Genomic DNA, 24549 nt, shown 5'->3' with positions numbered 1-24549 from the left:
TGGCTAAGCCCAGGAGTTTAGCGGGGAACGGAAAAAACCTGCACCGTCCGCGCCGGTTACAAGGGATACCGATAGGCGCCGCTAACCACACCGGTCCGCCGCACACGCCGGATCACTTCGGCCAGGTGCTTGCGATTCTTCACCTCGATGGTGAACAGCAGCGTGGCCGCCGCCATGTCGCGCTCGACGTATTCCACGTTTTCGATATTGGAATCGGCAGCCGCGATGGCCGCCGCCACCGTCGCCAGCACACCGGGGCGATTGATGACTTCGATGCGCAGCTCGGCGCGGTAATCGCCCTGCACGTCGCGGTCCCATTCGATCTGCACGCAGCGCTCGGAGAACTTGCGCAGCTCGACCACGTTGGGGCATTCGGTGCGATGCACAACGATGCCCTTGCCGGGCGAGAGATAGCCGATGATGTCGTCGCCAGGCAGCGGATGGCAGCAATTGGCGAAACTCAGCACGCCGCGCTCGGCACCGGTGATGCGAATTTTTTCCGCGACGTGGGTGATCGGCGCGCCACGCGCCGTGGCACCGCGCGAAGCAACCAGCTGGCTGGCCACCTGGTCGGGCATCCGGTTGCCCAGGGCGATATCCGAGAGCAGTTCTTCCAGGCGCTTGAATTTGGATTTGTGCAGGAATTTTTCCAGCGCTTCGGGCTGGATCGAATCCAGGCTGGTGCCTAGCACGTCGAGTGCGCGATCGAGCATGCGATGCCCGAAATCGACCGCGTCCTCGTGCTGCAGGTGCTTGAGGTATTGGCGAATGGCGGTGCGCGCCTTGCCGGTGACCACGAATTCCAGCCAGGCCGGATTGGGAACCGCCGACGGCGCCGTGATGATTTCGACCAGTTGGCCCGACTCCAGCCGCGTGCGCAGAGGCAGCAGCTTTTTGTCGACGCGCGCCGCCACCGCGTGATCGCCCACATCGGTATGTACGGCGTAAGCAAAGTCCAGCGCCGTGGCATTGCGAGGCAGGGACAGAATGTCGCCGCGCGGCGTGAAGAGGTAGGTTTCATCCGGGAACAGGTCGATCTTCACGTTCTCGATGAATTCCGCCGCCTCCGGCGTATTCGCCTGGCTGTCGGCGAGCGCGGCAAGCCATTCGCGCGCACGAGCCTGCGCACTGTTGGCCGGTCCACTTTCCGTCTTGTACGCCCAGTGCGCCGCCACGCCGCGCTCGGCTACCGAATCCATTTCTTCGGTGCGAATCTGCACCTCGATCGGCGCCCCGAACGGCCCCAGCAGCACGGTGTGCAGCGACTGATAGCCGTTGGCCTTGGGAATGGCGATGAAATCCTTGAAACGGCGATCCACCGGCTTATACAGCGCATGCACCACGCCGAGCGCCACGTAGCAGCTCATCGCACTGTCGGTGACCACGCGAAAACCGTACACATCCATCAGCTGCGCAAAGCTTTTGTGCTCGCTGCGCATTTTCGAATAGATGCTCCACGGCGACTTGATCCGCCCCACCACGCGCACCGGAATATGCTCGTCGATCAGGCGCGCGGACAAGGCGCCTTCGATGCGCCCCATGGCTTCGCGGCGATTGCCCAGGGCAGCGCGAATGCGTTCGCTGATCACCCGGTAGCGGTCCGGATAAAGTGCGTGGAAGCCGAGATCCTGCAGCTCGGCCTTGATCTTGTTCATGCCCAGGCGCTGGGCGATGGGCGCGTAGATTTCCAGCGTTTCGCGCGCGATGCGCCGGCGCGAGTCGGATTCCTTCGCACCCAGCGTACGCATGTTGTGCAGGCGGTCGGCCAGCTTGATCAGGATCACGCGCAAGTCGCGCGCCATCGCCAGCAGCATTTTGCGGAAGCTTTCCGCATCCGCCTCCTGCCGGCTGGAAAAGCGCATCTTGTCCAGCTTGGTGACGCCGTCGACCAGTTCGGCCACGGTTTCGCCGAACTCGCCGGCCAGCGCGGCACGGCTCAACGAGGTGTCTTCCAGCGTGTCGTGCAGGATCGCCGCGATGATGGTCTCGGCATCCATGCCCATCTCGGCCAGGATGCCGGCCACGGCGATGGGATGGGTGATGTACGGCTCACCGCTCTTGCGCGTCTGACCTTCGTGCGCGACTGCGCCTACTTCATAGGCGCGCACCACGCGCGCGACGTGCTGCTCAGGCAGGTAGGCGATGCGCTCTTTCAGCGCCAGCACATAGGGCGGCAATACGGACGTATCCTCCGAAGCGGGATGCGTGGCCGCCGTCATGGATTCACGACGCCCGTTCAGGCGCTCGCCTCGCTGTCTAAAAGGTAACTGTCTGGATCATGGCAAACAGAATGCGGGACGCAACCTGCTTGCCCGGCATGGCCGGCGTGACGACTGGGTCGACAGCCGCCGCCTTCCATCAGTCGTCTCCGCCCTTGGAGAGATCGTCATCCACTTCCTGCGCAGCCCACTCCAGCGCTTCGCGTTCGGCGCGTTCACGTTCGGCACGGTCGATCTCGTCGATAGTGGCCTGGTCGATGCGGCGGTCGGCGATTTCGCGCAGTGCCAACACCGTCGGCTTGTCGTTGTCGGGGTTGACCGCCGGTTCAGCTCCGTTGGCCAACTGGCGGGCGCGCTTGGTCGCCATCAGCACCAGTTCGAAACGGTTGTTGACCACCTCGAGGCAGTCTTGCACGGTAATGCGGGCCATAGAAATCCTTGAACAATAAAAACTTATGCGGCCTTACAGTTTATCGGCCGGCCACTTGGCTGGCAATGCGATTGACTCTTATCATGTCGGGCTGCCGTACGCCAGCTCGAAACGCCGCCGTAAGTCGTGCAGAATATAAAACTAGAAAGTACAATTTTAAGAAAGCCTCCCAATTTGCAGCGGATCCCCCCATGCCCTCCCTGCCTCGTCGTATTTTGAGCCGCGTCCTCCCGCTTGCCGCCGTCACCCTGCTGGTCGGTTGCGCCATCGCGCCGCCGCGCACGGACGACCCGCTGGAGAAGTTCAACCGCAAGAGCTACGCCTTCAACATGGCGCTGGACAAGCACGTACTACGTCCGGTGGCCGTGGGCTACACCAAGGTCACCCCTAAGCCGGTGCAGACCGGCGTCAGCAACTTCTTCACCAATATCAAGCTGCCGATCAGCATCGCCAACAGCATGCTGCAGGCCCGCCCGAGCGATGCCATCACCGATACGGGCCGCTTCATGATCAACATGACGGTGGGCCTGGCGGGCTTCTTCGACCCGGCCACCAAGATGAAGATCCCGCTGAAGGAAACCGACTTCGGCATCACCCTGGCCCGTTGGGGCGTGCCTGAAGGCGATTACCTGATGATCCCCCTGCTGGGGCCGTCCACCTTCCGCGACGTCTGGCAGTACCCGGTTGACGGCTACCTGTTCGATCCCATCAGCTACTTCGAGCGCAATCACCAGTTCCATTGGGGCCAGTACTACATCCCCGAGGCGGTGTACTTCATCCAGATGCGTGCGCAGCTGCTCGATGCCGACAGCTTCCTGCAGTCGGCCTACGATCCCTATGCGTTCGTACGCGATGCGTGGCGCCAGACCCGTCTCAACAAGCTCTACGACGGCAACCCGCCCGCAGACGTCATGCTGAAACTGCAGCAGGGCCAGGGTTCGAACAACAACAACTCCAACCAGAATTTCGATCCCGCCGAACTGCTGAAAGAACAACAGCAGTGGGAGCAGAAGCAAAAGCAGAACCCTTCGAGCAAGCCGTCCGGAAACGAGTAAGGTCGGCGATTCATCGAAGGCAAAAAAACGGGGCTCAAAGCCCCGTTTTTATGCGTCCCGAAACAGCCCTTCCCTTAGTGCAGCATCGGCTCCACGCCGCAAACCTGCGCCAGCGCCTGCATGCCTTCCGGGACGTGGTGCACGGCGACCCGCTGGCCGCACTGGTCGGCTTCCGCCAGCGCCGCCAGTATGCAGGCCAGGCCGGCACTGTCGCAGATAACCACGCCGGACAGGTCCAGCGTGTGACGATCGTGCTTGTCGAATGCCGCGCGCATGGCCTTCAACGCGCTCGCCGCCGTGGCGAAATTCAAGGTACCGGACACGCTGACCGTGTCCGGTATGTTCGATGCGACCTGAAACTGGCCAGATTTACTTGGCGCCATTGCCCTTGTTGTCCTTGTCCATCTGCTGCAACACCTTGTCGCCACCGGATTCCAGATCCTGGATCAGCTTGTCGAGGCCTTCCTTCTTGATCTGGGCATCAACCTGGTTGCGATAGTTGGTGATGTAGGAAATACCTTCGATGATCACGTCATACGCCTTCCACTGACCGTCGGCGGTCTTGTGGAACACGTAGTTCACGGCGATCTGCTTCTTGTCGTCGGTTTCGACCTGGGTCTTCACCACGGTGTACTTGTCGTTGAGCTCGCCCTGGAACGGCAACACCTTCACCGAACCCTTGGAGTAGCTCAGTAACCCTTCCGCGTAACGGCTGGTCAGCGAGCTGTAGAACGCCTTGGCAAAGCGCGCGCGCTGCTCCGGCGTCGCCTCGCGGGCATGCATGCCCAACACCAGGATCGATGCCCAATCGGTATCGAAATGCGGCAGGAAAATCTGGTTGATCACCCCGACCAGCTTCTGCTTGTTGTTCTGCAGCTCGGCCTTGTGGTCGGCAATCTGGGTGTTGAGGTTGTTGACGATGTCCTGCACCACCGCTTCGGGTGTCGCTGCGTTGGATGCTTGTGCGCTCGATGCATCCTGCGCGAAGGCGGGAGCGGCGATCACGATGCTGCCCAGGGCGATGGCGGTGGCAATAGCCAGGTGACGCAACATGGATGACTCCTAGTAAGGCCGGCTCAATGCTTGCCGGCAGGGGTATTGGACGAACCGTTGCCACCGGCGTTGTTGGCGCCACTGGACGAACCATTCACCAGGAACTTGCCGATCAGGTCTTCCAGCTGCATAGACGACTGCGTCAGCACGAGCTGGTCACCATCCTTGAGGGAATTCGGCGAGCCACCGGGTTGGATCGCAACATACTGGCTGCCAATCAAACCACTGGTGAATATGGCGGCCGACGAATCGTCCGGGATCTGGCTGAACTTTTTATCGATGGCCAGGGTCACCTCGGCGTCGAGCTTGGTCGGATCGGCCTTGATCGAGGCCACGCTGCCGATGGCCACGCCGGACATCTTCACCGGCGCGCCCACCGAGAGCGCCCCCACGTTGGTGAAGTCGGCCTTGACCGAGAACGTGCCGCCGATCGCATCGGCAGCCCCGCCCGCACCCACGAACTTGCTGAGCATGTCTTCCAGCGACGTCGCCGAGCGGGTCAGGCCAAGGTGACCGCCATCGCTGACGAAGGTTTTTGCGCTGCCGAACTGCACGCCCACATACTGGTCGCCCAGCAATCCGCTGGTGTAGATCGTCGCTACCGAGTCAGTGGGGATCTGGCCGTATTTCTTTTCGATGGACAAGGTCACGTCGGCGACGTCCTTGCCCGGCTCCAGCGAAATCGACTGCACCTGCCCCACGCGCACGCCCGCCACCTTGACCGGCGCGCGCTCCTTCAGCTGCCCGACATTGGCGAACTGGGTCTGCACGGCATAGCTGGCGCCCTGGTGGCTGTTGGCGATCGAACTGGTCTGCGTGGCCAGATAAGCCAGCGCGGCAAATCCGAGCACGATGAACATGCCGGTGCCGACGGCATAGGATTTTCTCTGGCTCACGGCAAAGTCCTCAAAAAGAAGCAAATAGTCATGATGGTCACATCAGGAAGGCGGTGAGCACGAAGTCCAACGCGAGAATCGCGATCGACGAGGCCACGACGGTACGCGTGGTGGCATACGCCACGCCTTCGCTGGTGGGGGGCGTGGTATAGCCCTGGAACACGGCAATCAGCGCAATCACCGCACCGAAGGCGGCGCTCTTCCACACCACACCGCTGACGATGTCCTGCCACACGTCCACGGTGGCGGTCATGTTCGACCAGAAGGTGCCGTTATCGATGCCCAGCCAGGACACGCCCACCAGATGACCGCCGAAAACGCCCATGGCGCAGAACACGCAACACAGCAGCGGCATGGCGATCAGGCCGGCCAGGAAGCGCGGAGCGGCCACATAGGCGATCGGATCGACCGCCATCATTTCCATCGCGGCGATCTGGTCCGTGGCGCGCATCAGGCCGATTTCTGCGGTGATCGAAGTGCCTGCGCGGCCGGCAAACAGCAGCGCGGTCACCACCGGCCCCAGCTCGCGGTAAATGGCCAGCGCCACCACCGATCCGGTGGCGGAAGTGCCGCCGAAGATGGCCAGCACGTGATAGAGCTGCAGCCCCAGCACCATGCCCACGAACAAGCCGCAAGTCATGATGATGGTGAGGCTCATGGCCCCCACGAACCAAAGCTGGCGCACCGTTTCGCGCACGTAACGCATGCTGCGCGGAACGGACGCGAGGATGCGCAGCAGGAACAGCCCGCAGTGGCCGATCTGCGCCAGCGAATCCATCACCACATTATTGCTGCGTCCGGTTTGCGCGCTCATGCCTCACCTTGCTTGAAACCGAGGGCCTGCGCGTAATCGCCAGCCGGGTATTGGAACGGCACCGGGCCATCGGCCTCGCCCCCGAAGAACTGGCGCGTCCACGGCGAACCGTCGTCGGCGATGGTTTTCGGGTCGCCCTGGGCGACCACTTTGCCGTTGGCAATCAGGAAAACGTGATCGGCCACCTCTTTGATGGCCGCCAGCTCGTGCGCGACCAGCACGCTGGTGATGCCCAGCGTGTCGTTGAGCGTACGGATCAGCTTCAGCACCTGGTTGAGGGCGATCGGGTCCAGCCCCACGAACGGTTCGTCGTACAGGATCAGCATGGGGTCGAACACGATCGCACGCGCCAGCGCCACGCGCCGCGCCATGCCGCCGGACAGCTCGTTGGGCATCAGCGCGGCCGCACCGCGCAGGCCGACGGCCTGCAGCTTGGTGAGCACGATATTGCGGATCAGCACTTCCGGCAGCTTGGTGTGCTGGCGCAGCGGGAAGGCCACGTTCTCGAAGACGTCGAAATCGGTGAGCAGCGCGGAATTCTGGAACAGATAGCCGATGCGCTCGCGCAGCTGGAAAAGCTGGTCGCGGGACAGCTCCGGCACGTTCAGGCCATCCACCCGCACCTCGCCCCGGCCGCTGCGCATCTGCCCCGTAATGTGCTTGAGCAGGGTGGTCTTGCCGGTGCCGCTGGGGCCCATGATGGCCGTGACCTTGCCCCGCGGGATGTCCAGGTCCAGGGCGTCGAACACGGTCTTGCCGCTGAGCACCGTGGTGAGGCCACGGATGCGCACCAGGGCACGATCGTCGGACTTGGCGGGGACGGTAGTGGTCATAGGCGGGGGAGCAGCCAAAGTGTTGAAGTTAACTGAAGTGGGCATCCAATGCTATACGGACCAGTGTAGTAATCACCCGAGCCCAAAGAGAGCCTAGTCCTCGGCCAGAAGTTCCCCGATCAGGGCTTCATGCCGCTGGCATTGCAGTTCGCTGCGCTGGCGTACGGCCCGCACGATGGCCTGAATCCCGTCCAGCGCGTCCTCGAAACGATCGTTGACGACGATGTAATCGAACTCGTGGGCGTGGGCGATCTCGCCTCGCGAGTTGCGCAGGCGCCGCTCGATCACCTCTTCGCTGTCCGATCCGCGACCGCGCAGGCGCCGCTCCAGTTCGGTCCGCGACGGGGGCAGAATGAACACGCTCACGCAATCGGGCTTGGTCTTGCGGATCTGCGCCGCCCCCTGCCAATCGATTTCCAGCAGCACGTCGCGGCCCTGCTCCAACAACTCCTGCACCGTCTTGCACGAGGTGCCATAGAAATTGCCGTGCACTTCGGCGTGCTCGAGAAAAATGCCCTCGGCCACCTCGCGCTCGAACTCCGCGCGCTCCACAAAATAGTAGTGCCGGCCGTATTGCTCACCCGGCCGCGGCGGGCGCGTGGTGTGCGAGATCGACAGCGAAATGCCGGGTTCGCGCTCCAGCAAGGCATTGACCAAGGTGGACTTGCCCGCCCCGGAGGGGGCCGCCACGATAAACAGCGTGCCGCCGTGATTAGCCGACATGACGCGCAGCTCCTTCGTCCCCGCTGCCCCAGCCCCGATTAAAAAGGGGGAGGCGTCCTGGGGTAAGGGGCCACGATGAGCGTGGCGTCGCAGTAGCGCGCAGCGTTCTCATTCGATGTTCTGCACCTGTTCGCGCATCTGCTCGATCAGCACCTTCAGCTCAACCGCTGCGTTCGTGCTGCGCGCATCCACCGATTTGGAACCCAGCGTGTTCGCCTCGCGGTTGAACTCCTGCATCAGGAAGTCGAGGCGCCGGCCCACCGGCTCCTTGAGGCCCAGCACGCGACGCGTTTCGGTGATGTGGGTGCTCAACCGGTCCAGCTCCTCGTCCACGTCGGAACGGGTGACCTGCAAAACCAGTTCCTGCTCCAGGCGGCCAGGATCGGCGGGCTGCTTCAGGTCGGCCAGGCGCGATTCCAGGCGCGTGCGCAGCGCGACGCGAATCTCCGGCATCCACACACGCACGTCGGCGACGATGCGCTCGATGCCGTCCAGGCGCTCCCGCAAAATCTCGCCCAGCTTGGAGCCTTCCCGCTCGCGGGTTGCCGTGAGGGCATCCAGAGCGCGATCCAGCACGCCGAGCAAAGCGGCCTGCTGGGCGTCCTGATCCACTTCGGCATGCTGCAGCACGCCGGGGAAACGCAGCAATTCGGTGAATTCGACGCGCAGGCGCGGAAAACGGCTCTCCATATCCAGGGCCAGTTCGCCCAGGCGGGCGACCAGCACGTGGTCGACCTGCAGCGATTCGCCGCGCGACTCGCCACGGCGCACGATCACGTCCACCTTGCCGCGCGAGAGGCGCGTGGCAATGCGCTCGCGCAAGGCCGGCTCGAAATTGCGCAGGTCTTCGGGCAGGCGCGGGCTGATCTCCAGATAACGGTGGTTGACCGTACGCAGCTCGCACGTCAGCACCCCGGCGGGGGTAGCGGCCTCGGCGGAGGCGTAGGCAGTCATGCTGCGGATCATCGGGAAACGGCCTTGGGCGATGCTGAAAGGGGGCAATGGTAAACTGTCCCGCCCTGACTTGCCCAACCAAGCTCCTATGACAGTGTCCCGCCCTAGCGGTCGCGCCAACGATCAATTGCGTTCCATCTCGATCGAGCGCCACTACACCCGCCATGCCGAAGGCTCCGTGCTGATCGCCTTCGGCGACACCCGTGTGCTGTGCACCGCAAGCGTCGAAGACCGCCTGCCGCCTTGGCTGCGCGGCAAAGGCGAGGGCTGGGTCACCGCCGAATACGGCATGTTGCCGCGCGCCACCTCCTCCCGCACGCAGCGCGAGGCCACCCGCGGCAGCCAGGGCGGGCGCACCATGGAAATCCAGCGCCTGATCGGCCGCAGCCTGCGCGCATGCGTCGATCGCCAGGCGCTGGGTGAGCGCGTCATCACCCTGGATTGCGACGTGCTGCAAGCCGATGGCGGCACCCGCACGGCGGCGATCACCGGCGCCTACGTGGCGCTGGTCGATGCCGTCAGCGTCTTGATGAAGCGCGAGAACCTGCGGCGCAATCCGATCGTCGGCGCCGTGGCGGCCATTTCCGTCGGCGTGTATCAGGGCATGCCGGTGCTGGATCTCGACTACGCCGAAGATTCCAACTGCGACACCGACATGAACGTGGTGATGAACGACGGCGGCGGCTTGATCGAAGTGCAAGGTACCGCCGAAGGCCACGCCTTCCGCCGCGACGAAATGGACGCCATGCTCAATCTCGCCGAAAAAGGCATCGGCGAACTGGTGCGTTTGCAGCGCGAAGCACTGGAATCGAACTGACCCATGCAACGCATCGTTCTCGCCAGCAGCAACCGCGGCAAGCTTGCCGAATTCAACGCCCTGCTTGCCGACAGCCATTTTGAGGTGATTCCGCAGAGCGAACTGGGCGTCGAAGATGCCGAGGAGACCGGCCTCACCTTCGTCGAAAACGCGCTGCTCAAGGCGCGTCACGCATCTCGTATCACCGGGCTGCCGGCGCTGGCCGACGACTCCGGGCTCTGCGTCGCCCATCTGCGCGGCGCGCCCGGCCTGTACTCCGCGCGCTACAGCGGCGGCCATGGCGACAACGCCGCCAATAACGCCAAGCTGCTGCACGAACTCGACGGCATACCGGCTGAAGGACGCGGTGCGTTCTTCATCAGCGTGCTGGCCTTGCTCATGCATGCCGACGACCCTGCCCCGATCGTCGCCGAAGGTCGCTGGCATGGCCGCGTGCTGGAAGCGCCGCGCGGCACGCACGGCTTCGGCTACGACCCGCTGTTCCTGCCGCACGAACAGCTGCTCAGCGCCGCCGAGCTGGAACCGGTCGTGAAAAATCGCCTCAGTCATCGCGCGCAGGCCATGGCCCAACTGCATGCCCGCATCGCCGAACTGCGCGCCTGAGCCATGCCGCTGATCGCTCCACCGCTGGCCTTGTACGTGCACGTGCCGTGGTGCGTAAAGAAGTGCCCCTACTGCGACTTCAACTCGCACGGGATGCGCGGCGAGCCGCCGTATGCCGCTTACGTCGACACGCTATTAGCCGACCTGGACGCAGACCGTGCCGATTTTGGCGAAGCGCTGAACGGCCGTCCGATCGTCAGCGTCTTTTTCGGCGGCGGCACCCCCAGCCTGCTGCAGCCGGATCTGGTCGCCCGCTTCCTGGATGGCGTCCGCGAGCGCCTGCCGTTTGCGGAACATTGCGAAATAACCCTGGAGACCAACCCAGGCACGGTCGAGCATGGTCGTTTTGACGGCTACCTGGCGGCCGGCGTCAATCGCATTTCATTCGGCATCCAGAGTTTCGACGACGACAAGCTCAAGCGCCTGGGCCGCATCCATTCGGCCGGGGAAGCGCAAGCCGCGGTGAAATCGGCGCAGGACGCCGGCATCGGCAACATCAACCTCGACCTGATGTACGCCTTGCCCGAGCAATCGCTGGAGGGGGCGCTGGCCGACGTGGAGGGCGCACTCGCCCTGCGGCCCACCCACATCTCGCACTACCAGCTCACCCTGGAACCCAACACAGTATTCGCCGCGCACCCCCCGCCGCTGCCGGACGACGACGCGGCCTGGGCCATGCAGGAAGCCTGCGAAGCGCGGCTGGCCGAAGCCGGCTACGCGCAATACGAAATTTCCGCCTACGCCCAGCCTGGGCGGCGCTGCGAACACAACCTCAATTACTGGCGCTTTGGCGACTACCTGGGGCTGGGCGCCGGCGCGCACGGCAAAGTGACCGACGCCGTCGCCGGCAAGGTCTTGCGACGCTGGAAAACCCGCCACCCCAACGCCTACCTGGAAGCGGCCGGCGGCAAGACTCGTATAGGCGGGCATGCCGAGGTCGCCGCGGCGGAGCTGCCGTTCGAGTACGCACTCAACGCACTGCGCCTGATCGAGGGCGTTTCCATCGAAGACTTCAGCGCACGCACCGGGCTGCCGGTACAGCAGATCGCGCACCGCCTGACCGAAGGTTATCGGCGTGGCTGGCTGGTCGCCGATCCCGAGCGCCTCACCACCACCCCCCTGGGCCAGCGCTTCCTCAACGACGTCATCGCCAGCTTCCTGGACTGAATCTCTGCGTCGCATGACGGCAGGCCAGTTACCCCTTACACTTTCCACTGGGGAAAGATTGGGACCTGGGTCATGGATGTGGAATCGAAGGCGCATCCTTCTGCCGTTCGCGATCACGCTCGCCGCGCCTATGGCGAGGAGATGCCCGCGCGTGCGCGCAAACTGATCGACGCTGCCTGCACGCTGTGCGATCACTGGATCGAACCGACGCTGCGCCTGTGCCTGGATCGCTTCGACAAACGTCTCTACGAACAGGCTGAAAAATCGCGCAACCATCTCGAACAGCAGCGCTGTTTCGACAGCCGCAATCTCGTGCAGCAAGGTCGCGACGGCTTCATTCAATCGTTCGCGGCGCGTCTGCGCGACAGCTTCGAGCAAATGGGCCGCATCGACGATGACGAAGCGCCACAACCGCTGAGCCTGCAATCGCTGACCCTGCTCGACCGCACCGAACACGAATTGACCGCAGCGCTCGACAAACTCGCCGCGCGCACCGAAGCACACAACGGTGCCTTGTTGTCCGAGCTGTCCTATCGCCTTGCAGTCTTGGTGGGTGCGCCCCCGCTGGAAGGCATGGACCTGCCGCCGGGACCGCAAAACATTGCCCGCATCCTGCGCGCGGCCAGTGATCCGCTGAACTTGCCGATCGAACATCGACTGATGCTGTTGCAGGTGTTCGAAAACAGCGTCGGTGGCGCACTGGTCTCGCTCTACGACGGAATCAACGCCAAGCTGCTCGCCGACAGCATCCTGCCGCAATTTCGCGCCTTTGCCGCGGTACGGCCGAGCCACGGCCCGACGCAAAGCGGCAACGCGGCTGTTGCGCCGGGAGCCGCGCCAGCCGCAGCGGCAAACCCCGGCGAGCGCAGCGAACCCATCGCCGTGCTGGAAACGCTGCGAGACCTGCTGGCGCGGCAACATGCCAGCGCTGCGGCGCCCGCCCCCAACGCAGGCGCGCGCACCGCTACGCCGGAAGAGTTGCAGCTTGCATTGAGCGCCCTGCAGCAACACGTGGTGCAGGTTACCGACCACACCAGCCGCGAACTGCGCAGCGCCCAACGCCTGCACGAAGAACTGCTGCTGCAGCTCAACACCGGCCTTCCTTCCGGCGCGGCTCGCATGCAGCTCAGCGACGAACAAGGCGACACGGTGGAGCTTGTCGCCATGCTGTTCGAACAGCTCGCCACCCAGCTGCAACACGGCCCCGATGCGCGGCAGCTGCTCGGCAATCTGCAACTGCCGCTGCTGCGCCTGGCCATCCAGGATCGCGACTTCTTCGATCAGCGCGAGCACCCCGCACGCCAGGTGCTCGGCAAACTCGCCGAGACGGTCAATCATTGGCTTGCCGGTCCCAATGGCGAAACCGACCACCAATTGCTGGCCAAGCTCGGCCAGTTGGTGGAGCGCGCGCAGGAGGAGCCGCCGAGTGCCGGCCTCTACACCAGCCTGCTCGCCGACATCGACTACAACCTGTCGCAACTGACCCGCAAGGCACAGGCCTCCGAACGCCGCCACGTCGAAGCCATGCAGGGCCGCGAACGCCTGGAGCAGGCGCGCCAGCGTGCCGACGAGTTGATGGCGGAACGCTTCAAGCTCGCCTCGCCACGCGGCCTGCTGCGCACCTTGCTGGAACGCGCGTGGACCGATGTGCTGGCCCTGAACCTGCTGCGTCACGGCGAGCACAGCGATGGATTCCGGCAGCAACTGCGCGTCACCGACCAACTGCTGAACCAGTTCCCGGTGACCGATCCGGTGCAACTGCGGCACGAAGTGGAAACCGGCCTGCAGCAGATCGGCATGAACAGCGAGGAAGCAGAACAAGTCGCACAACGACTCATCGGCATCGAAACATCTCCCGCTGCCGAAGTACCTCTTCCGCCAGCGATGCCGCAGCGGGAACCCGAGGCGGCGCCGGTCAAAGCCAGCACGTTTGCGTCCTTGCTCGAAGAAGAGCCCGCCTCGATCCAACCGCCGGCACAAACCGTTCCCACGCCTCCGCCAGCCAAGCCCAAACCGGTCGTGCCGCCACGCACCGCGGACGTACCCAGCGCCACCGACCTGGCGATACGCCTCAAGCAGCGTCAGCGCCTTGGCGAACAACGCGGCCAGGAAGCCACCGTGCCCGTCACAGAGGCCGCGGTCGTGCCGCCGTTGGGCATACGTGAAGCGCGCATCCACAATCATCTGCGGCAATTGCCCTTCGGCACCTGGTTCGAGTTCACCGACCCGGACACGGGTGAAACCGCGCAACGCAAGCTGGCCTGGTTTTCACCGGTCACCGGCAACAGCTTGTTCGTCAACCGCCGCGGCCAGCGCAGCGACGTGATGAACCTGCAAGAGCTGGCGCGCGCAATCGCCAACGGCCGCGTGCGCGAAATAGCTGCGCAAGAAGAAAACCTGCTCGACCGCGCCTGGCACGCATTGACCACCAGCCTGCTCCGGCCTGCATCAGCCCCAGCGGAGGCGCGTACGTGAACAGCCCCGACCAACGCCGCGCGCCACGCAAGCGCCCGGATTACAGCGTCACCGTCACCGACTCGATCAGCGGCCACGTGCTGGGCCACCTGGGCAACCTGTCCAACAACGGCATGCTGCTGATCGGCCAGCGCGCACCGCGCAGCGACGCGGTGTACCAGGTGAGCCTGCCGCTGCTGCGCAATGACGGCACCGCGCAGACGATCGAAATCGGCATCCAGGAACAGTGGCACGAACCGGCCGCCACGCCAGGCCAGATCTGGGCCGGCTACCGGATCATCGCCATCGGCAGTGCGGACGCGACGCAACTGGATCAATGGTTGCAGCAAGCCTGATGCGGGAGCGGCGCGCCCCGTGGCGCAGCACGCTCCCTCACCGGCGCTCCGGGGCTACACTGGCAGGCTGAAGCCCCCGCCGGAATGCCGCATGAGCCTGGAACTCCCGTACGCCCAACACATCGCCACCCTGCGCGCGCGCGCCGATAAGGCATTGTCGCTGGGTGGTTTCGATCATCTGCTGGTTGCTGCAAGCACGCCGCTGCGCAAATTCCTCGACGATCAGGATTACTCCTTTGTCGCCAACCCGCATTTTCGGCACTGGCTGCCGCTGACCGACACGCCAGGCAGCTGGGTGGTCTACACCCCCGGCCACAAACCGAAGCTGATCTTCGTGCAGCCACGCGATTACTGGCACGTAGTGCCGGCTGCACCGAGCGGCTACTGGGTCGACCAGTTCGATATCACCATCGTACGCACCAGCGCCGAAGCCGTAGCTTTGCTGCCGAAAGACAACTGCGCCGTCATCGCGCCGAACTGCCCGCAAATCGACGGCGTGGAGATCAACAATCCTCCGGCCGTGGTCGATTACCTGCATTGGCATCGCAGCTACAAGACCCCTTACGAGCTGGAGCTGATGCGCGAAGCCAGCCGCATTGGTGCGCGCGCCCATCGCGCCGCCGAGAAAGCTTTCCGCGCGGGCGAGAGCGAGTTCGGCATCCACCTCGCTTATCTTGCCGCCGCCAGGCAGATCGACGCCGAACTGCCCTACCCCAGCATCGTCGGCCTGAACGAGCACGGCGCGATCCTGCATTACACCCACTTCGACCGCACGCCGCCGTCGCAAAGCCGTTCCTTCCTGATTGATGCCGGCGGTAGCGCGTCCGGTTACGCCAGCGACATCACCCGCACCTATGCGGCAGCCGGCCACGGCGAATTCCAGGCACTGATCGACAGCGTGGAAAAAGCCCAGCTGGATTTTGTTTCCAAGGTGACGGACGGCCAGAGCTATGCAGCGCTGCACGTCTACGCACACCATACCCTGGCCGACGTGCTGCGCGAACACGGCATCATCCACGCAAGCGCCGAAAGCGCCGTGCAGTCGGGCATTACCGCCGCATTCTTCCCGCACGGACTGGGCCACCCGATCGGCCTGCAGGTGCACGACGTCGCGGGTTTCCAGGCCAGCGAAAGCGGCGGCAGCATTCCCCGCCCCGAAGGGCATCCGTATCTGCGCATGACGCGTGCGCTGGAACCGGGCATGGTGGTCACCATCGAACCCGGCCTGTACTTCATCGACATGCTGCTGGACGAACTGCGCGACAAACCTGCCGCCAAGGACATCGACTGGGCCAAGGTCGATGCGTTCCGCTCCTATGGCGGCATCCGCATCGAAGACGATGTGGTGTGCACGCGCGGCGAGCCGGAAAACCTCACACGCGATGCGTTTGCATCGGTGTAATCAGCGTGGCACGACATCCTCCCCTGCCTCGGCAGGGGAGGGTTGAAAGAACCAGGACAACTTCGCCTCAGCACCGACGCGTGCCGATCGGCTCAAGCCTCGCCGACCAAGCTCCACAACCGACGGGCTTCCGACGCAATGACGTCCGGCCGCTCTTCCGGATAGAACAGCTTGGCGTGATCGAGATAGCGCACGCCGAGCGAATGCCCGAGCGTTTCATCCAGATAACGCGCGCCGGCCACCGAAAAGATCGTGTCGTCCTTACCCCACACGATCCGCGTAGGCACCTTGCAACGCCGCAACGCATCGCCGATACCGGCCAGCGGATTGTGTTCCAGCGCAATCGCATAGGCATTCACCAGCGCCTTGCGCCGCGGCGTACTCGTCAGCGGCGTGAAATAGCACTCGATCGCCTCGTCAGTGGGATCGGTCGGGTCGGCAAAGCACATCCCGCCAAAACCCTGCGGCGAACGTGCCAGCGTCTTGTTCGCCAGCCACGGCACCAGCCACCGATCCACATAGGTACCTTGGTGCGCCATCTCGATCACCGGCTTCATCGCTGCCGGCGGGCTTTCGTGCTCCGTATCACAATTGGTCAACAGCAAGGTGCGCACGCGCTCGGGATGGCGCGTCATGAAAAGCTGAGCCACCGCGCCGCCGCTATCGTTGGCGACCACATCGACGGTCGATACGTGCAGCGCATCCAGCAAAGCGATGAGCATGGCCACTTGTGCATCCGGTGCCACGCTCTGGCCTTCCGCCACTTCCGTATAGCCCAGGGCAAGAAAATCCGGCGCGATGCAGCGGCGGTAAGGTGACAGACGGTCCAGCGCACCGCACCATTGGAAGCTGTTCAAAGGAAACCCGTGCAGGAACAACGCCGCCGGCCCCGTCCCACGCTCCACATAGGCGATGCGGCCGAACGACGTCTGCATAAACCGCCGACTGGCGTGGAAGCTCTTCGCATCCATCCCCCGATGTTCAATGGCATCGGCCAGGACGCGCGGCGCAAGGCCGGCCAAACCGCCCGAAGCGAGCACACCCGCCGCCAACTGCAAAAAAGCCCTGCGCTGCATGAAGTTTCCCCCGTTGTGGATGGTGAGCATGATTCCCTTTGCGGCACAGGCAATCAATGACCTCCGAGGTCATATCGTCTTGACCAGCGAGGTCATGGCTTTCTCCTGGGCGCCACCTTAGTATCCGCGACGGTCTCTCAAAGGTTGCACTACTGGATGGATACCGTTGCGCGCAAGTTGTCACCGTCATCGCCGGCCGCCCGCTTCGGCACCTTGTTGCGCGAATGGCGAACCACGCGGCGGCTGAGCCAGCTCGACCTTGCCCTGGCAGCCAACATATCGCCGCGTCACCTCAGTTGCGTGGAAACCGGCAAGTCCCACCCCAGCCGTGACATGGTGTTGCGCTTGGCCGATGCACTGGACATGCCGTTGCGCGAACGCAACGCCTTGATGGTGGCCGCGGGCTATGCGCCGAAGTATCCCGAAACCGCGCTCGACACACCTGCACTGGCGCAAGTGAACCGTGCCATCGAATACATGCTCAAGCAGCAGGAACCCTACCCGGCCTTCCTGCTCAACCGTCACTGGGACATCTTGCAAGCCAATCGCGCCGCAGAGCGCATCGCCAACTTCGTGCTGCGCGGCGCCACCAGCCCCCACCGCAACATGATCCGCAGCATCTTCGACCCCAACGACCTGCGCTCCGCCATCGTCAACTGGGAAGACGTCGCCGGCGACCTGATCCGCCATCTTCACGATGCCGTAGCCAACACGCCTTCCGACAGCGTGGCGCGCGCACTGCTGGACGAAGCGCTTGCCTATCCCGGCGTGCCCATGCAATGGCGCGTCCGCGACCCGGGCATCGCACCTTCTCCATTGCTCACCACGATTTTTCGTGTGGACGGCCAGCAGATCAATTTCTTCTCCACCATCACCACCTTCGGTACGCCACGCGACGTGACGCTCGATGATTTGCACATCGAATCGACGTTTCCGATGGATGAGGCTACGGCTGAGTTTTGCAGGAAGCTGGCTCGGGACGATTTGGATGCGGGTTGATCATAGAGGAGAAGCCAGTTGGTGACCTTATCCCCCAACGTGGAGCACGATGTGGATGTCGCCGCTCGTGACGACGTATCCGCGCACACCTTCAAAACAGCGCACACGAACCAACCGCCTCCAGACTGTCATTGAGGAAGAACTCGTTCGTGCGGCGACAGTCTGACCACAAGGCAAGTCTAGAAAAGTGTTCTGAAGACTCAAGTCGCCGCCTCGCCTTTGGTTCCTGAACTCGGAACCGTTAATGGCGATTCGCAGTGATCAAAGCACTTTTGTTAGTTTTCCATCTTTAAATTCGAAACGAACTCCATCGAGGTAAATCGCATTTGTATCCGGATCGCGCTTCAATATGACTGCATCTTTTGGCTGAGTGGAGACATATGTTTCGAGCTTGGACATTAACTGCTCTTCGGATAGCCCTTTCCATTCGAACTGAACAATATTCGCCAATAACTCACTGTGTCGAGCTGACTGTTCTGAGCTGGCATCGATGTATGTCCGAGTTATGTCTTGATCAAATGCGCGACATACCAGACCGAGACAGCATAGGGTGAGCACTACCGTAGCCAACTTCCAGCCATTTATTTTCATAATCCTGCTCCAAACGCTCGCCGCGAGAAGTCGCGACATTGACTTGACGATCAAGGCAGAACAGGAACATCCACTATTTGATCGCCACTTTGTGCCGGAGCCAAGGGAAGTGTCATCCGCGGCTGTCACGGCACCTTGTCAGCGATGGATTAATTGATGGGCGGCCCCGATTGCCCTGGTTTAGTGGCAGGGCTACATGATGTTTAGTGTGTTTGTTGGTCATTGGGAATAACTGCAACATTCGATCGCAGCCTTTCCCCAAGCATGCTGCCACCCGCCAGGGTGAAGCACATTGAGCCTTTTATTGAACTTGGCCGCCACTTAGTTGCGAACACTTGATAAGTAAACGGCGGTCCCTTGGCGACCTCTGCCGAATAATCTGGCGTTACCTTTGCATCTGAGTAGATGCGCAGCTTGTTCCAATAGACGTAGCCATAACCCAACCCTATATCCTTCACTCCTCCGGCGCCGCATGGACCGAGAGCAAACGAAATGTTGTAGTCATTCTTCTTGGCAAGCGCCAATAGATCCATGTTAGTCGTGAATTCGATTCGATAGATGATTTTCGACGGACGCGGCTTCAGGCTCACCCATTCGAGCTGCGGCTGATCCTTGAGGTCGACGTCGGTGACGGACGTCACCTGAATGTCCTGCGGGCCACTGCTAAACGGCCACACCGCGCCAGCGGTCATTGATGCCAAGCAAGAGGCCATGGTAATTGCAGCGATCAGTATTCGACGCATCGTCATGCCTCAACGTCCAAACAAGAAAGGGGCGCTGACCGTAGGCGATCCCGCGAGGACTTGCGCGGGGCTGTTTACGCCAGGTCCGGAAGCATTCATCATTGACTGAAAATCTTCGTGATTCACACCGTTGTCCTGGATGTAGGAATCCGCGATGCCGTTCGGCGCGCCATCCCAGGCATCTCCTATGCCAGCAATGAAGTTGGACGGCTGAAAGGGATTGTTGCCTTCAGCATCGACATCCACCCAAGTTCCCACCGCGTTTTCGATGGCTTGCATATTAAAGTTGTGGAAGCGACTGACAGGGTCAATCGTGATGAGAAGATTGACTTTCCGACACGATTCCTGAGCAGCTGTCGCTGCTGTGTCGCCGCCATAACTGTGACCAATCAGATTTATTGGGTCACCCGCAGGAGTGTTGGCAATGTCTTGCAGAATCCCATTGAGATCTGTCCACGAGTAATACGCTGAGTCTGGGTTGTTCTGGTGATAGTTATTGTAATAACTCTGAACAATTCCCGATGTTCCATCACCGAAACCGCCCACAAAAATGTCGCGAAGGCCATCAGGATCGATTCGATTTAAAGGGCTACTACTGACTGCTGCATAGGAATTGATGCCGCCGACTAAGCCCGTTGGATCGCTTTCGATATATCGCCCCGTGCTCGAATCGTAATCCCGATTAACGTTGTAGCTAAGCCCCGTCTCGGAGTCGAAGTATTGCCCCGGGAACCGCAAGTTGTAAGTGTATCCGTTACTCGTTGGCTGCTGCTCCGCCCACGGATTCCCCTGATACGGCAGCTGCCACACCGTATTGCCGCTGGCATCAGCAATAGCCCTCGGCGTCCCCAACTGATCCGCCGTCACATACGTGATCGTGCTGCTGCCATTGGCCGTATCGATATTGGCCACCGGAATACCGTCCATCCAGAGGTAGTCCCGATTCGTCGCCCCGTATTCGGCCAACAACTGCCCCGCCTCGTTGTAGACGTAGCTCTCCGTCTGGCCGTTCGCCACCTTCTGTATCCGCTGCCCCAGCGCATCGTAGGTGTAGTTCGCCAGGGTGCTGCCACCGAGCTGCGCGACCGCCATGCGGTTACGGTCGTTGTAGCCAAAGCCATACGCGCTGCCGGCCTGCGTCATGGCCGTGGTGTTGCCGTTGGCATCGACCGTCAGCGTTGAGTTCCCGATGGTGACCAGCTGATGCGTGTTCGGGGTGTAGCCGTAGGCACCGGTATCCAGGCCACTGCCCGTTTTGCTGAGCCGGTCGCCGGTTTGATTGTAGGTGACGCTTTCCAACACGCTGCCGTTGGCTTCGGTGACGGCGGTGAGGCGATACAGCGGGTCGTAGCTGTAGGTCTCTGTCGCTGGATTGGCGCCGGAGGCATTGCCGATGGCGGTGATGTCGCCCATCGCATCTCTGGCGACGTGCAAGCTAAACGCGGGACTGGTGAGGTCGGTGAGGCGGTAGTTGGCGTCGACCGTGCGCGTAATGGCTTGGCCATTGCCCAGGGTGTAGCCGCTGACCGGTCCGAAGGGCTGGTAGGTCACGCCGCTGACGACGGTGGTGGCGGTGCCGTTGGGCGGGGTGGTGCTGAGGCTTTGGATGCGGCCGTCGCCATCGCGTGCGTAGCTGACCAAGGAGCCATCCGGCGAGACGAGGCCGCTGAGCCGTCCGGCGGCGGTGTAGCTGTAGCCCACGGTGTGGGTGGTGGCGCCGGTGATGATCTGTTTCTGGATCACGCGGCCCCAGGCGTCGAAGCAGTACGCCGTGGTGACGGTGTTTTCGATGATGCGAGTCAGGCGGCCGACGGGATTCGAACTGCTGCACCCGGTGACGCTGTTGGCCTCGTCGTAGGTGTAGGTGATGGTCTGGGTGCTGTCGGGATAGCTGGTGCTGGTCAGGCGATCCAGCGCATCGTAGGTGTTCGTTGCCACGATGCCTTTGGCATCGGTGCGAGTGAGCACGTTGCCGGCCGCATCAAACGTCCGGCTGGTCGTGCCGGTATCCGGACTTTGCTGCCCTGTCGCATCACTCAATCCGTCGTAGCTATAGGTGGTATTGAGGCTGCTCGGATCGGTGACCTGGGTGAGGCGGTCCAGGCTGTCGTATTGATAAGCGGTTTTGGTGTTTTGAGTGGCGGTATCGGTGCCGTTGTAGTTGTCCAGGGTTTGCACCAGGCGGTTCAGGGCGTCGTAGCCGAGTTGGCGCTGGATGCCCAGGGCATCGCTGCTTTGCACCAGGTTGCCGTTGGCGTCGTAGCTGGTGCTGGCGGTGGCGTTGAAGACGGTGTGGTTGAGGCCGTCGACCACGCTGGTGAGCTGGCCCAGGGTGTTGAAGGTGCGGGTGAGGCTTTTGTGCAGGGTCCCGCTGGCGTCGTAGACACTCTCACCGGTTTTATCGCCGGCGGCATCCAGCGTGTAGGTAATGGTGTTGCCGAGCGCATCGGTGATCTTGGTCAACCGATGGGCGGCGTCGTAGCCGTAGGTGGTGGTGACGCCATCGGGATCGGTGAGGGTTTGCACGGCGCCGTAGGCGGTGTAGGTGAAGCTGGTCTGGGCACCGCCGACGGTGCGGGTCTTGAGCCAGCCGCGCGGGTAATAGGTGAGATCGGTGTTGATGCCGTTGGCGTCGGTGAGGCGCGTGATGCGGCCATCGGCGTCGTAGGAGGCGATGGTGGTGACGTGGCCCAGGGCGTCGGTGACGGTGTGCAGGTCGCCGGGTTGGTAGCAGGCGGCGCCCGGGGTGCCGCAATTCACGGCGCTACTCGCCATGTAGTAGCTGTAGGCGGTGGTTTGGGTGAGGTCGGTGCGCGGACCGGTCGTCGTCAGCAGCAGGCCGACGAGGGGGCATTGCACGGTGTCGACGGCGGTGCAGTAGGTGTCGGTGGTGCGGCGTACGCCGGCGGGGACGGTGCCTGTAGCACTGCAACTGTAACCCGATGCGGCACTGTTGCTGGGATCAACGGCGCAGCGGGCCAGGGTTTGGCCATTGGCGTTGTAGACCCATTGGGTGTTGCTGACGAGGTTGCCGTTGGCATCTTGCACGGTGCGGGTCAGCGGGACGCGCAGTGCGCCATTCCAGCTCAGGCTCGTAGTACGTTGCGCAGCATTACCAGAAGCATCGATGCGTTGCTCTTCGAGATGAGCTGCATCAATAAGGTGCGTGGTCGCATTGCCATTAAAATCAACGGTGCTGGATAAATCACCCGATGCGTTATAGGTATACGTGGAAAATAACCCACAGGCCTGACAAGGAAGCCCCTCTACACTAGCAATGTGATTGACGTTGAGCGTCGTTTGAAATTTATAGGTCCGCGTAGAACCCAATCCATCGAGCACTGTCGCACTGCCGTCGGGATTGTAGGTAATCTGAATACGTCCCGCGCCCACTGCATGCTCGCCATCAATCGCACGGGATTGGCCATCATACTGATACGTCGCATACCTCGAACCCGCCTCATCCTGCACGCCAGTTAGCAGATTAGCGCCCGCACCGGACGCAACGTTTGCAGGCTCGTTGTAAAAATACGTACGAGAATTGCCTCCGGGATAGGTGACCGAACTCAGATTTCCGGCCGCATCATAGGCATATGAAATGGCAGCTCCGTCTGGCTCCGTTAGCCCTTGCAACTGATTCGATGTGTTGTAGCTAAAGGTCAACGTACGCCCAAAGGAATCCGCTACGGCGCCGAGCCTACCGCTATGGTCATAAGTCAATGCGTGGGAAAAACCTGCCCCATTGATTTCAGATAAAAATCTTCCCGCGGCATCGTAATACTCCGTAACAACATTTTCATCAACATAGATCCAGCCAGTGATATTGCCGCTCCCATCAACTGTCTCCGAGAGCGCGCCCGTTTCGTCAGCTGTTGCACACCACTGCGTCCCGCACTGCTGGAAATAACGAATCTCGCCATCATCTCGAAATAGCTTTACCTCAGCGGCAGTCTGCATCACAACCATGCGACTGAAGGTGTGCGTCCAACGAACCCCGGCGTCTCCGCTACCGGAACCTTCGCTGTTGTAATAGCGATTAAAAGTCAGCGGAAATGCGCCAAATCCTTCGTAATCAGATTCTTCCTGATATTTATTGCCGTTAGCAATATTTACCGGATTCCCGAGCATCGTTCCGCCACAACGCGGGCATCCCTTGAACCCCAGATTGCGATCAACCGAAGGAACATCCTGACCCGAATTCTTTTGATAAAGCATGGAAATATAAGTCCCGTTGTATTGAGACTGCCATACAAGATTGACCCCAACTTGAGTCGAGGTTGCATAAAGGAAGGTAATATTCCCTCCCGCGGCCCCATTGTAATATTTTACTTCACTACAACTTTCAAATTCGCCAAGCGATCCGGTATTTGGATCTTGTGGGCAAGGAAGGCCGCAAATGCCACCTAAGCATACATATTGAGGAACAGAGGATGCTGAGGGCGTACTTGCGTAGGCAGATACCGATATCGCACTCAGCAGAAACACATACGCAAACGCAAAAAAAATTTTGCGCGACGGGATCGTAAACCAGCGAAGGTTATTCATGCGCTGACATCCTTTTCGTTGAAAACAGGTACAAGCAAATGCATCCATCCTTAAAATGAAAGATGTTTTTGCCATAAAACGCCAAATAACCACGTATAACCATCCTGGCATGCCTCCGCTCCTTGCTTGAGATGGAAACGTTACCTCAGACAAGTAAGACCGTAGCACGAGCCGAGCCAAGTTGCGGCACGCCCTTCCTCACGCGGCGTGCCGCGGTAGCGATCATGCGGCAGTACGGGTTATCCACCCGGCTCAGGCGGGAGCGTGCCGGCGTACTGGCGCAGGTAGTAGAGCGCGGCGTGCAGGCCGCTGGCTTCTGACGGGATCAAAGGCCAGGGGCTGATCGGGTCGCGGGTGCGACCGATGCGTGCGCGTTTGTAGGCTTCGCTGTATTCCAGCAAGGCTTCGATGGTGCCGGTGGCGTGGGCGACGCCAGCGATGCGCGCACTGTTGGTCAGCCGCTTTTGCTGCGTGCGGCTCAGTGGATAGAGCTGGTAGTTGGCGAACGGGAAGGATTCTGAAACAGGTTCGTTGCGAACCGATGGGCGTGCGTCTGCCGTATGATCTTGGGTAGCCATGATCAACTTCCTATGAGTTGGTTTTGGTTAGCGGATCGTGGGAGTTCCAGCTCTCACGGTCCGCGCCTTCCACACATTGCTGCATGGGTCATCGACGTTGCCTGGTTAGAGATGGCGTCGATGACGGTGCCAATTTATCAAATGAGCGCGCGGAACCCGTGTAGGGGATCGATGGCAGGTTTTGTGCGTGTGGGCGCTGGGCGAATCGGGGTTCGCCTGGGGTGGTGAGGTTTGCGCTGAT

22 protein-coding genes are annotated in these 24549 nt (G+C 61.8%); 8 read left to right on the top strand and 14 right to left on the bottom strand.

Translation table 11 applies throughout. The features are described 5' to 3' along the window. Window positions 1-56 precede the first annotated feature (56 nt). Together ISS99_RS11890 and rpoZ are read right to left on the bottom strand one after the other, a co-directional pair. Window positions 57-2219, bottom strand: a complete 2163-nt coding sequence (locus ISS99_RS11890; protein WP_204631833.1) for a RelA/SpoT family protein — start codon at window positions 2217-2219, stop codon at window positions 57-59. 139 nt (window positions 2220-2358) lie between these two features. After that, window positions 2359-2649, bottom strand: coding sequence for a DNA-directed RNA polymerase subunit omega (gene rpoZ / locus ISS99_RS11885; protein WP_204631832.1), 291 nt, complete (start codon window positions 2647-2649; stop codon window positions 2359-2361). 191 nt (window positions 2650-2840) lie between these two features. Between rpoZ and ISS99_RS11880 the strand changes: the two genes are divergently transcribed. Beyond that, on the top strand, window positions 2841-3704 hold the full coding sequence (locus ISS99_RS11880) for an MlaA family lipoprotein (protein WP_204631831.1): 864 nt from the start codon (window positions 2841-2843) through the stop codon (window positions 3702-3704). 74 nt (window positions 3705-3778) lie between these two features. Here ISS99_RS11880 and ISS99_RS11875 read toward each other — a convergent pair whose 3' ends face one another. From ISS99_RS11875 to ISS99_RS11845, 7 genes are all read right to left on the bottom strand, one after another. After that, on the bottom strand, window positions 3779-4087 hold the full coding sequence (locus ISS99_RS11875; RefSeq protein WP_204631830.1) for an STAS domain-containing protein: 309 nt from the start codon (window positions 4085-4087) through the stop codon (window positions 3779-3781). After that, window positions 4074-4757: an MlaC/ttg2D family ABC transporter substrate-binding protein gene (locus ISS99_RS11870; RefSeq protein ID WP_204631829.1), complete on the bottom strand. Its 684-nt coding sequence runs from the start codon at window positions 4755-4757 to the stop codon at window positions 4074-4076. The genes ISS99_RS11875 and ISS99_RS11870 overlap by 14 nt, the downstream gene beginning before the upstream one ends. Window positions 4758-4780: 23 nt before the next feature. Next, window positions 4781-5653: an outer membrane lipid asymmetry maintenance protein MlaD gene (gene mlaD, locus ISS99_RS11865; RefSeq protein WP_204631828.1), complete on the bottom strand. Its 873-nt coding sequence runs from the start codon at window positions 5651-5653 to the stop codon at window positions 4781-4783. Between the two features lie 37 nt (window positions 5654-5690). Continuing rightward, window positions 5691-6467 carry a lipid asymmetry maintenance ABC transporter permease subunit MlaE gene (gene mlaE, locus ISS99_RS11860; protein WP_204631827.1) on the bottom strand — a complete coding sequence of 259 codons (777 nt, stop codon included), beginning with the start codon at window positions 6465-6467 and terminating at the stop codon, window positions 5691-5693. Beyond that, window positions 6464-7300, bottom strand: coding sequence for an ABC transporter ATP-binding protein (locus ISS99_RS11855; protein ID WP_204631826.1), 837 nt, complete (start codon window positions 7298-7300; stop codon window positions 6464-6466). Before ISS99_RS11855 ends, mlaE begins: the two co-directional genes overlap by 4 nt. A gap of 93 nt (window positions 7301-7393) precedes the next feature. Beyond that, the gene (gene gmk, locus ISS99_RS11850; RefSeq protein ID WP_204631825.1) at window positions 7394-8023 is read right to left on the bottom strand and encodes a guanylate kinase; all 630 of its coding nucleotides are present in this window, start codon (window positions 8021-8023) and stop codon (window positions 7394-7396) included. Between the two features lie 108 nt (window positions 8024-8131). Then, on the bottom strand, window positions 8132-8989 hold the full coding sequence (locus tag ISS99_RS11845; protein WP_204632655.1) for a YicC/YloC family endoribonuclease: 858 nt from the start codon (window positions 8987-8989) through the stop codon (window positions 8132-8134). A 76-nt stretch (window positions 8990-9065) separates the two neighbouring features. On the opposite strand from ISS99_RS11845, the gene rph reads away from it, so the two are divergent. The 6 genes from rph (at window position 9066) to pepQ (ending at window position 15776) form a co-directional block, all read left to right on the top strand. Next, window positions 9066-9794 (top strand): ribonuclease PH, encoded by a 729-nt coding sequence (gene rph, locus ISS99_RS11840; RefSeq protein WP_204631824.1) that lies wholly within the window; start codon window positions 9066-9068, stop codon window positions 9792-9794. Window positions 9795-9797: 3 nt separating this feature from the next. Continuing rightward, complete coding sequence (gene rdgB, locus ISS99_RS11835) at window positions 9798-10397, top strand: RdgB/HAM1 family non-canonical purine NTP pyrophosphatase (protein WP_204631823.1); 600 nt, start codon at window positions 9798-9800, stop codon at window positions 10395-10397. A gap of 3 nt (window positions 10398-10400) precedes the next feature. Further along, window positions 10401-11564 (top strand): radical SAM family heme chaperone HemW, encoded by a 1164-nt coding sequence (hemW, locus tag ISS99_RS11830; protein ID WP_204631822.1) that lies wholly within the window; start codon window positions 10401-10403, stop codon window positions 11562-11564. A gap of 72 nt (window positions 11565-11636) precedes the next feature. Beyond that, window positions 11637-14039, top strand: coding sequence for a DUF1631 family protein (locus tag ISS99_RS11825; protein WP_239537914.1), 2403 nt, complete (start codon window positions 11637-11639; stop codon window positions 14037-14039). Then, complete coding sequence (locus tag ISS99_RS11820; RefSeq protein ID WP_204631821.1) at window positions 14036-14374, top strand: PilZ domain-containing protein; 339 nt, start codon at window positions 14036-14038, stop codon at window positions 14372-14374. Before ISS99_RS11825 ends, ISS99_RS11820 begins: the two co-directional genes overlap by 4 nt. A 91-nt stretch (window positions 14375-14465) precedes the next feature. Next, window positions 14466-15776, top strand: coding sequence for a Xaa-Pro dipeptidase (pepQ, locus tag ISS99_RS11815; RefSeq protein WP_204631820.1), 1311 nt, complete (start codon window positions 14466-14468; stop codon window positions 15774-15776). 92 nt (window positions 15777-15868) lie between these two features. Here the strand turns inward: pepQ and ISS99_RS11810 are convergent, their stop codons facing one another. Then, window positions 15869-16882, bottom strand: a complete 1014-nt coding sequence (locus ISS99_RS11810; protein ID WP_239537913.1) for an alpha/beta fold hydrolase — start codon at window positions 16880-16882, stop codon at window positions 15869-15871. Window positions 16883-17008: 126 nt separating this feature from the next. Here ISS99_RS11810 and ISS99_RS11805 point away from each other — a divergent pair, with 126 nt between their 5' ends. Next, on the top strand, window positions 17009-17851 hold the full coding sequence (locus ISS99_RS11805; protein ID WP_204631819.1) for a helix-turn-helix domain-containing protein: 843 nt from the start codon (window positions 17009-17011) through the stop codon (window positions 17849-17851). A 261-nt stretch (window positions 17852-18112) separates the two neighbouring features. Here the strand turns inward: ISS99_RS11805 and ISS99_RS11800 are convergent, their stop codons facing one another. The 4 genes from ISS99_RS11800 to ISS99_RS11785 all read right to left on the bottom strand — a co-directional run bounded on the left by ISS99_RS11800 (window position 18113) and on the right by ISS99_RS11785 (window position 24308). After that, window positions 18113-18442, bottom strand: a complete 330-nt coding sequence (locus ISS99_RS11800; RefSeq protein ID WP_204631818.1) for an Imm58 family immunity protein — start codon at window positions 18440-18442, stop codon at window positions 18113-18115. A 203-nt stretch (window positions 18443-18645) separates the two neighbouring features. After that, window positions 18646-19191: a hypothetical protein gene (locus tag ISS99_RS11795; RefSeq protein ID WP_204631817.1), complete on the bottom strand. Its 546-nt coding sequence runs from the start codon at window positions 19189-19191 to the stop codon at window positions 18646-18648. Window positions 19192-19194: 3 nt separating this feature from the next. Beyond that, window positions 19195-23730, bottom strand: a complete 4536-nt coding sequence (locus tag ISS99_RS11790) for an RHS repeat-associated core domain-containing protein (protein ID WP_204631816.1) — start codon at window positions 23728-23730, stop codon at window positions 19195-19197. A gap of 239 nt (window positions 23731-23969) precedes the next feature. Further along, entirely contained in the window at window positions 23970-24308 is a 339-nt protein-coding gene (locus ISS99_RS11785) for a hypothetical protein (protein WP_204631815.1), read from the bottom strand. Window positions 24309-24549: the final 241 nt, after the last annotated feature.

Source organism: Dyella mobilis (assembly GCF_016904945.1).
Classification (GTDB): Bacteria; Pseudomonadota; Gammaproteobacteria; order Xanthomonadales; family Rhodanobacteraceae; genus Dyella_B; species Dyella_B mobilis.
The sequence above is the reverse complement of the archived record's forward strand: the minus strand, read 5'-3'. Positions and strand labels throughout refer to the sequence as shown.

What these genes read in the sequence shown, in the direction of transcription:
- ISS99_RS11890 (WP_204631833.1), bottom strand. Translation starts at nt 2,219, where the DNA reads ATGACGGCGGCCACGCATCCCGCTTCGGAGGATACGTCCGTATTGCCG.
- rpoZ (WP_204631832.1), bottom strand. Translation starts at nt 2,649, where the DNA reads ATGGCCCGCATTACCGTGCAAGACTGCCTCGAGGTGGTCAACAACCGT.
- ISS99_RS11880 (WP_204631831.1), top strand. Translation starts at nt 2,841, where the DNA reads ATGCCCTCCCTGCCTCGTCGTATTTTGAGCCGCGTCCTCCCGCTTGCC.
- ISS99_RS11875 (WP_204631830.1), bottom strand. Translation starts at nt 4,087, where the DNA reads ATGGCGCCAAGTAAATCTGGCCAGTTTCAGGTCGCATCGAACATACCG.
- ISS99_RS11870 (WP_204631829.1), bottom strand. Translation starts at nt 4,757, where the DNA reads ATGTTGCGTCACCTGGCTATTGCCACCGCCATCGCCCTGGGCAGCATC.
- mlaE (WP_204631827.1), bottom strand. Translation starts at nt 6,467, where the DNA reads ATGAGCGCGCAAACCGGACGCAGCAATAATGTGGTGATGGATTCGCTG.
- ISS99_RS11855 (WP_204631826.1), bottom strand. Translation starts at nt 7,300, where the DNA reads ATGACCACTACCGTCCCCGCCAAGTCCGACGATCGTGCCCTGGTGCGC.
- gmk (WP_204631825.1), bottom strand. Translation starts at nt 8,023, where the DNA reads ATGTCGGCTAATCACGGCGGCACGCTGTTTATCGTGGCGGCCCCCTCC.
- ISS99_RS11845 (WP_204632655.1), bottom strand. Translation starts at nt 8,989, where the DNA reads ATGATCCGCAGCATGACTGCCTACGCCTCCGCCGAGGCCGCTACCCCC.
- rph (WP_204631824.1), top strand. Translation starts at nt 9,066, where the DNA reads ATGACAGTGTCCCGCCCTAGCGGTCGCGCCAACGATCAATTGCGTTCC.
- rdgB (WP_204631823.1), top strand. Translation starts at nt 9,798, where the DNA reads ATGCAACGCATCGTTCTCGCCAGCAGCAACCGCGGCAAGCTTGCCGAA.
- hemW (WP_204631822.1), top strand. Translation starts at nt 10,401, where the DNA reads ATGCCGCTGATCGCTCCACCGCTGGCCTTGTACGTGCACGTGCCGTGG.
- ISS99_RS11825 (WP_239537914.1), top strand. Translation starts at nt 11,637, where the DNA reads ATGGATGTGGAATCGAAGGCGCATCCTTCTGCCGTTCGCGATCACGCT.
- pepQ (WP_204631820.1), top strand. Translation starts at nt 14,466, where the DNA reads ATGAGCCTGGAACTCCCGTACGCCCAACACATCGCCACCCTGCGCGCG.
- ISS99_RS11810 (WP_239537913.1), bottom strand. Translation starts at nt 16,882, where the DNA reads ATGCTCACCATCCACAACGGGGGAAACTTCATGCAGCGCAGGGCTTTT.
- ISS99_RS11805 (WP_204631819.1), top strand. Translation starts at nt 17,009, where the DNA reads ATGGATACCGTTGCGCGCAAGTTGTCACCGTCATCGCCGGCCGCCCGC.
- ISS99_RS11800 (WP_204631818.1), bottom strand. Translation starts at nt 18,442, where the DNA reads ATGAAAATAAATGGCTGGAAGTTGGCTACGGTAGTGCTCACCCTATGC.
- ISS99_RS11795 (WP_204631817.1), bottom strand. Translation starts at nt 19,191, where the DNA reads ATGACGATGCGTCGAATACTGATCGCTGCAATTACCATGGCCTCTTGC.
- ISS99_RS11790 (WP_204631816.1), bottom strand. Translation starts at nt 23,730, where the DNA reads ATGAATAACCTTCGCTGGTTTACGATCCCGTCGCGCAAAATTTTTTTT.
- ISS99_RS11785 (WP_204631815.1), bottom strand. Translation starts at nt 24,308, where the DNA reads ATGGCTACCCAAGATCATACGGCAGACGCACGCCCATCGGTTCGCAAC.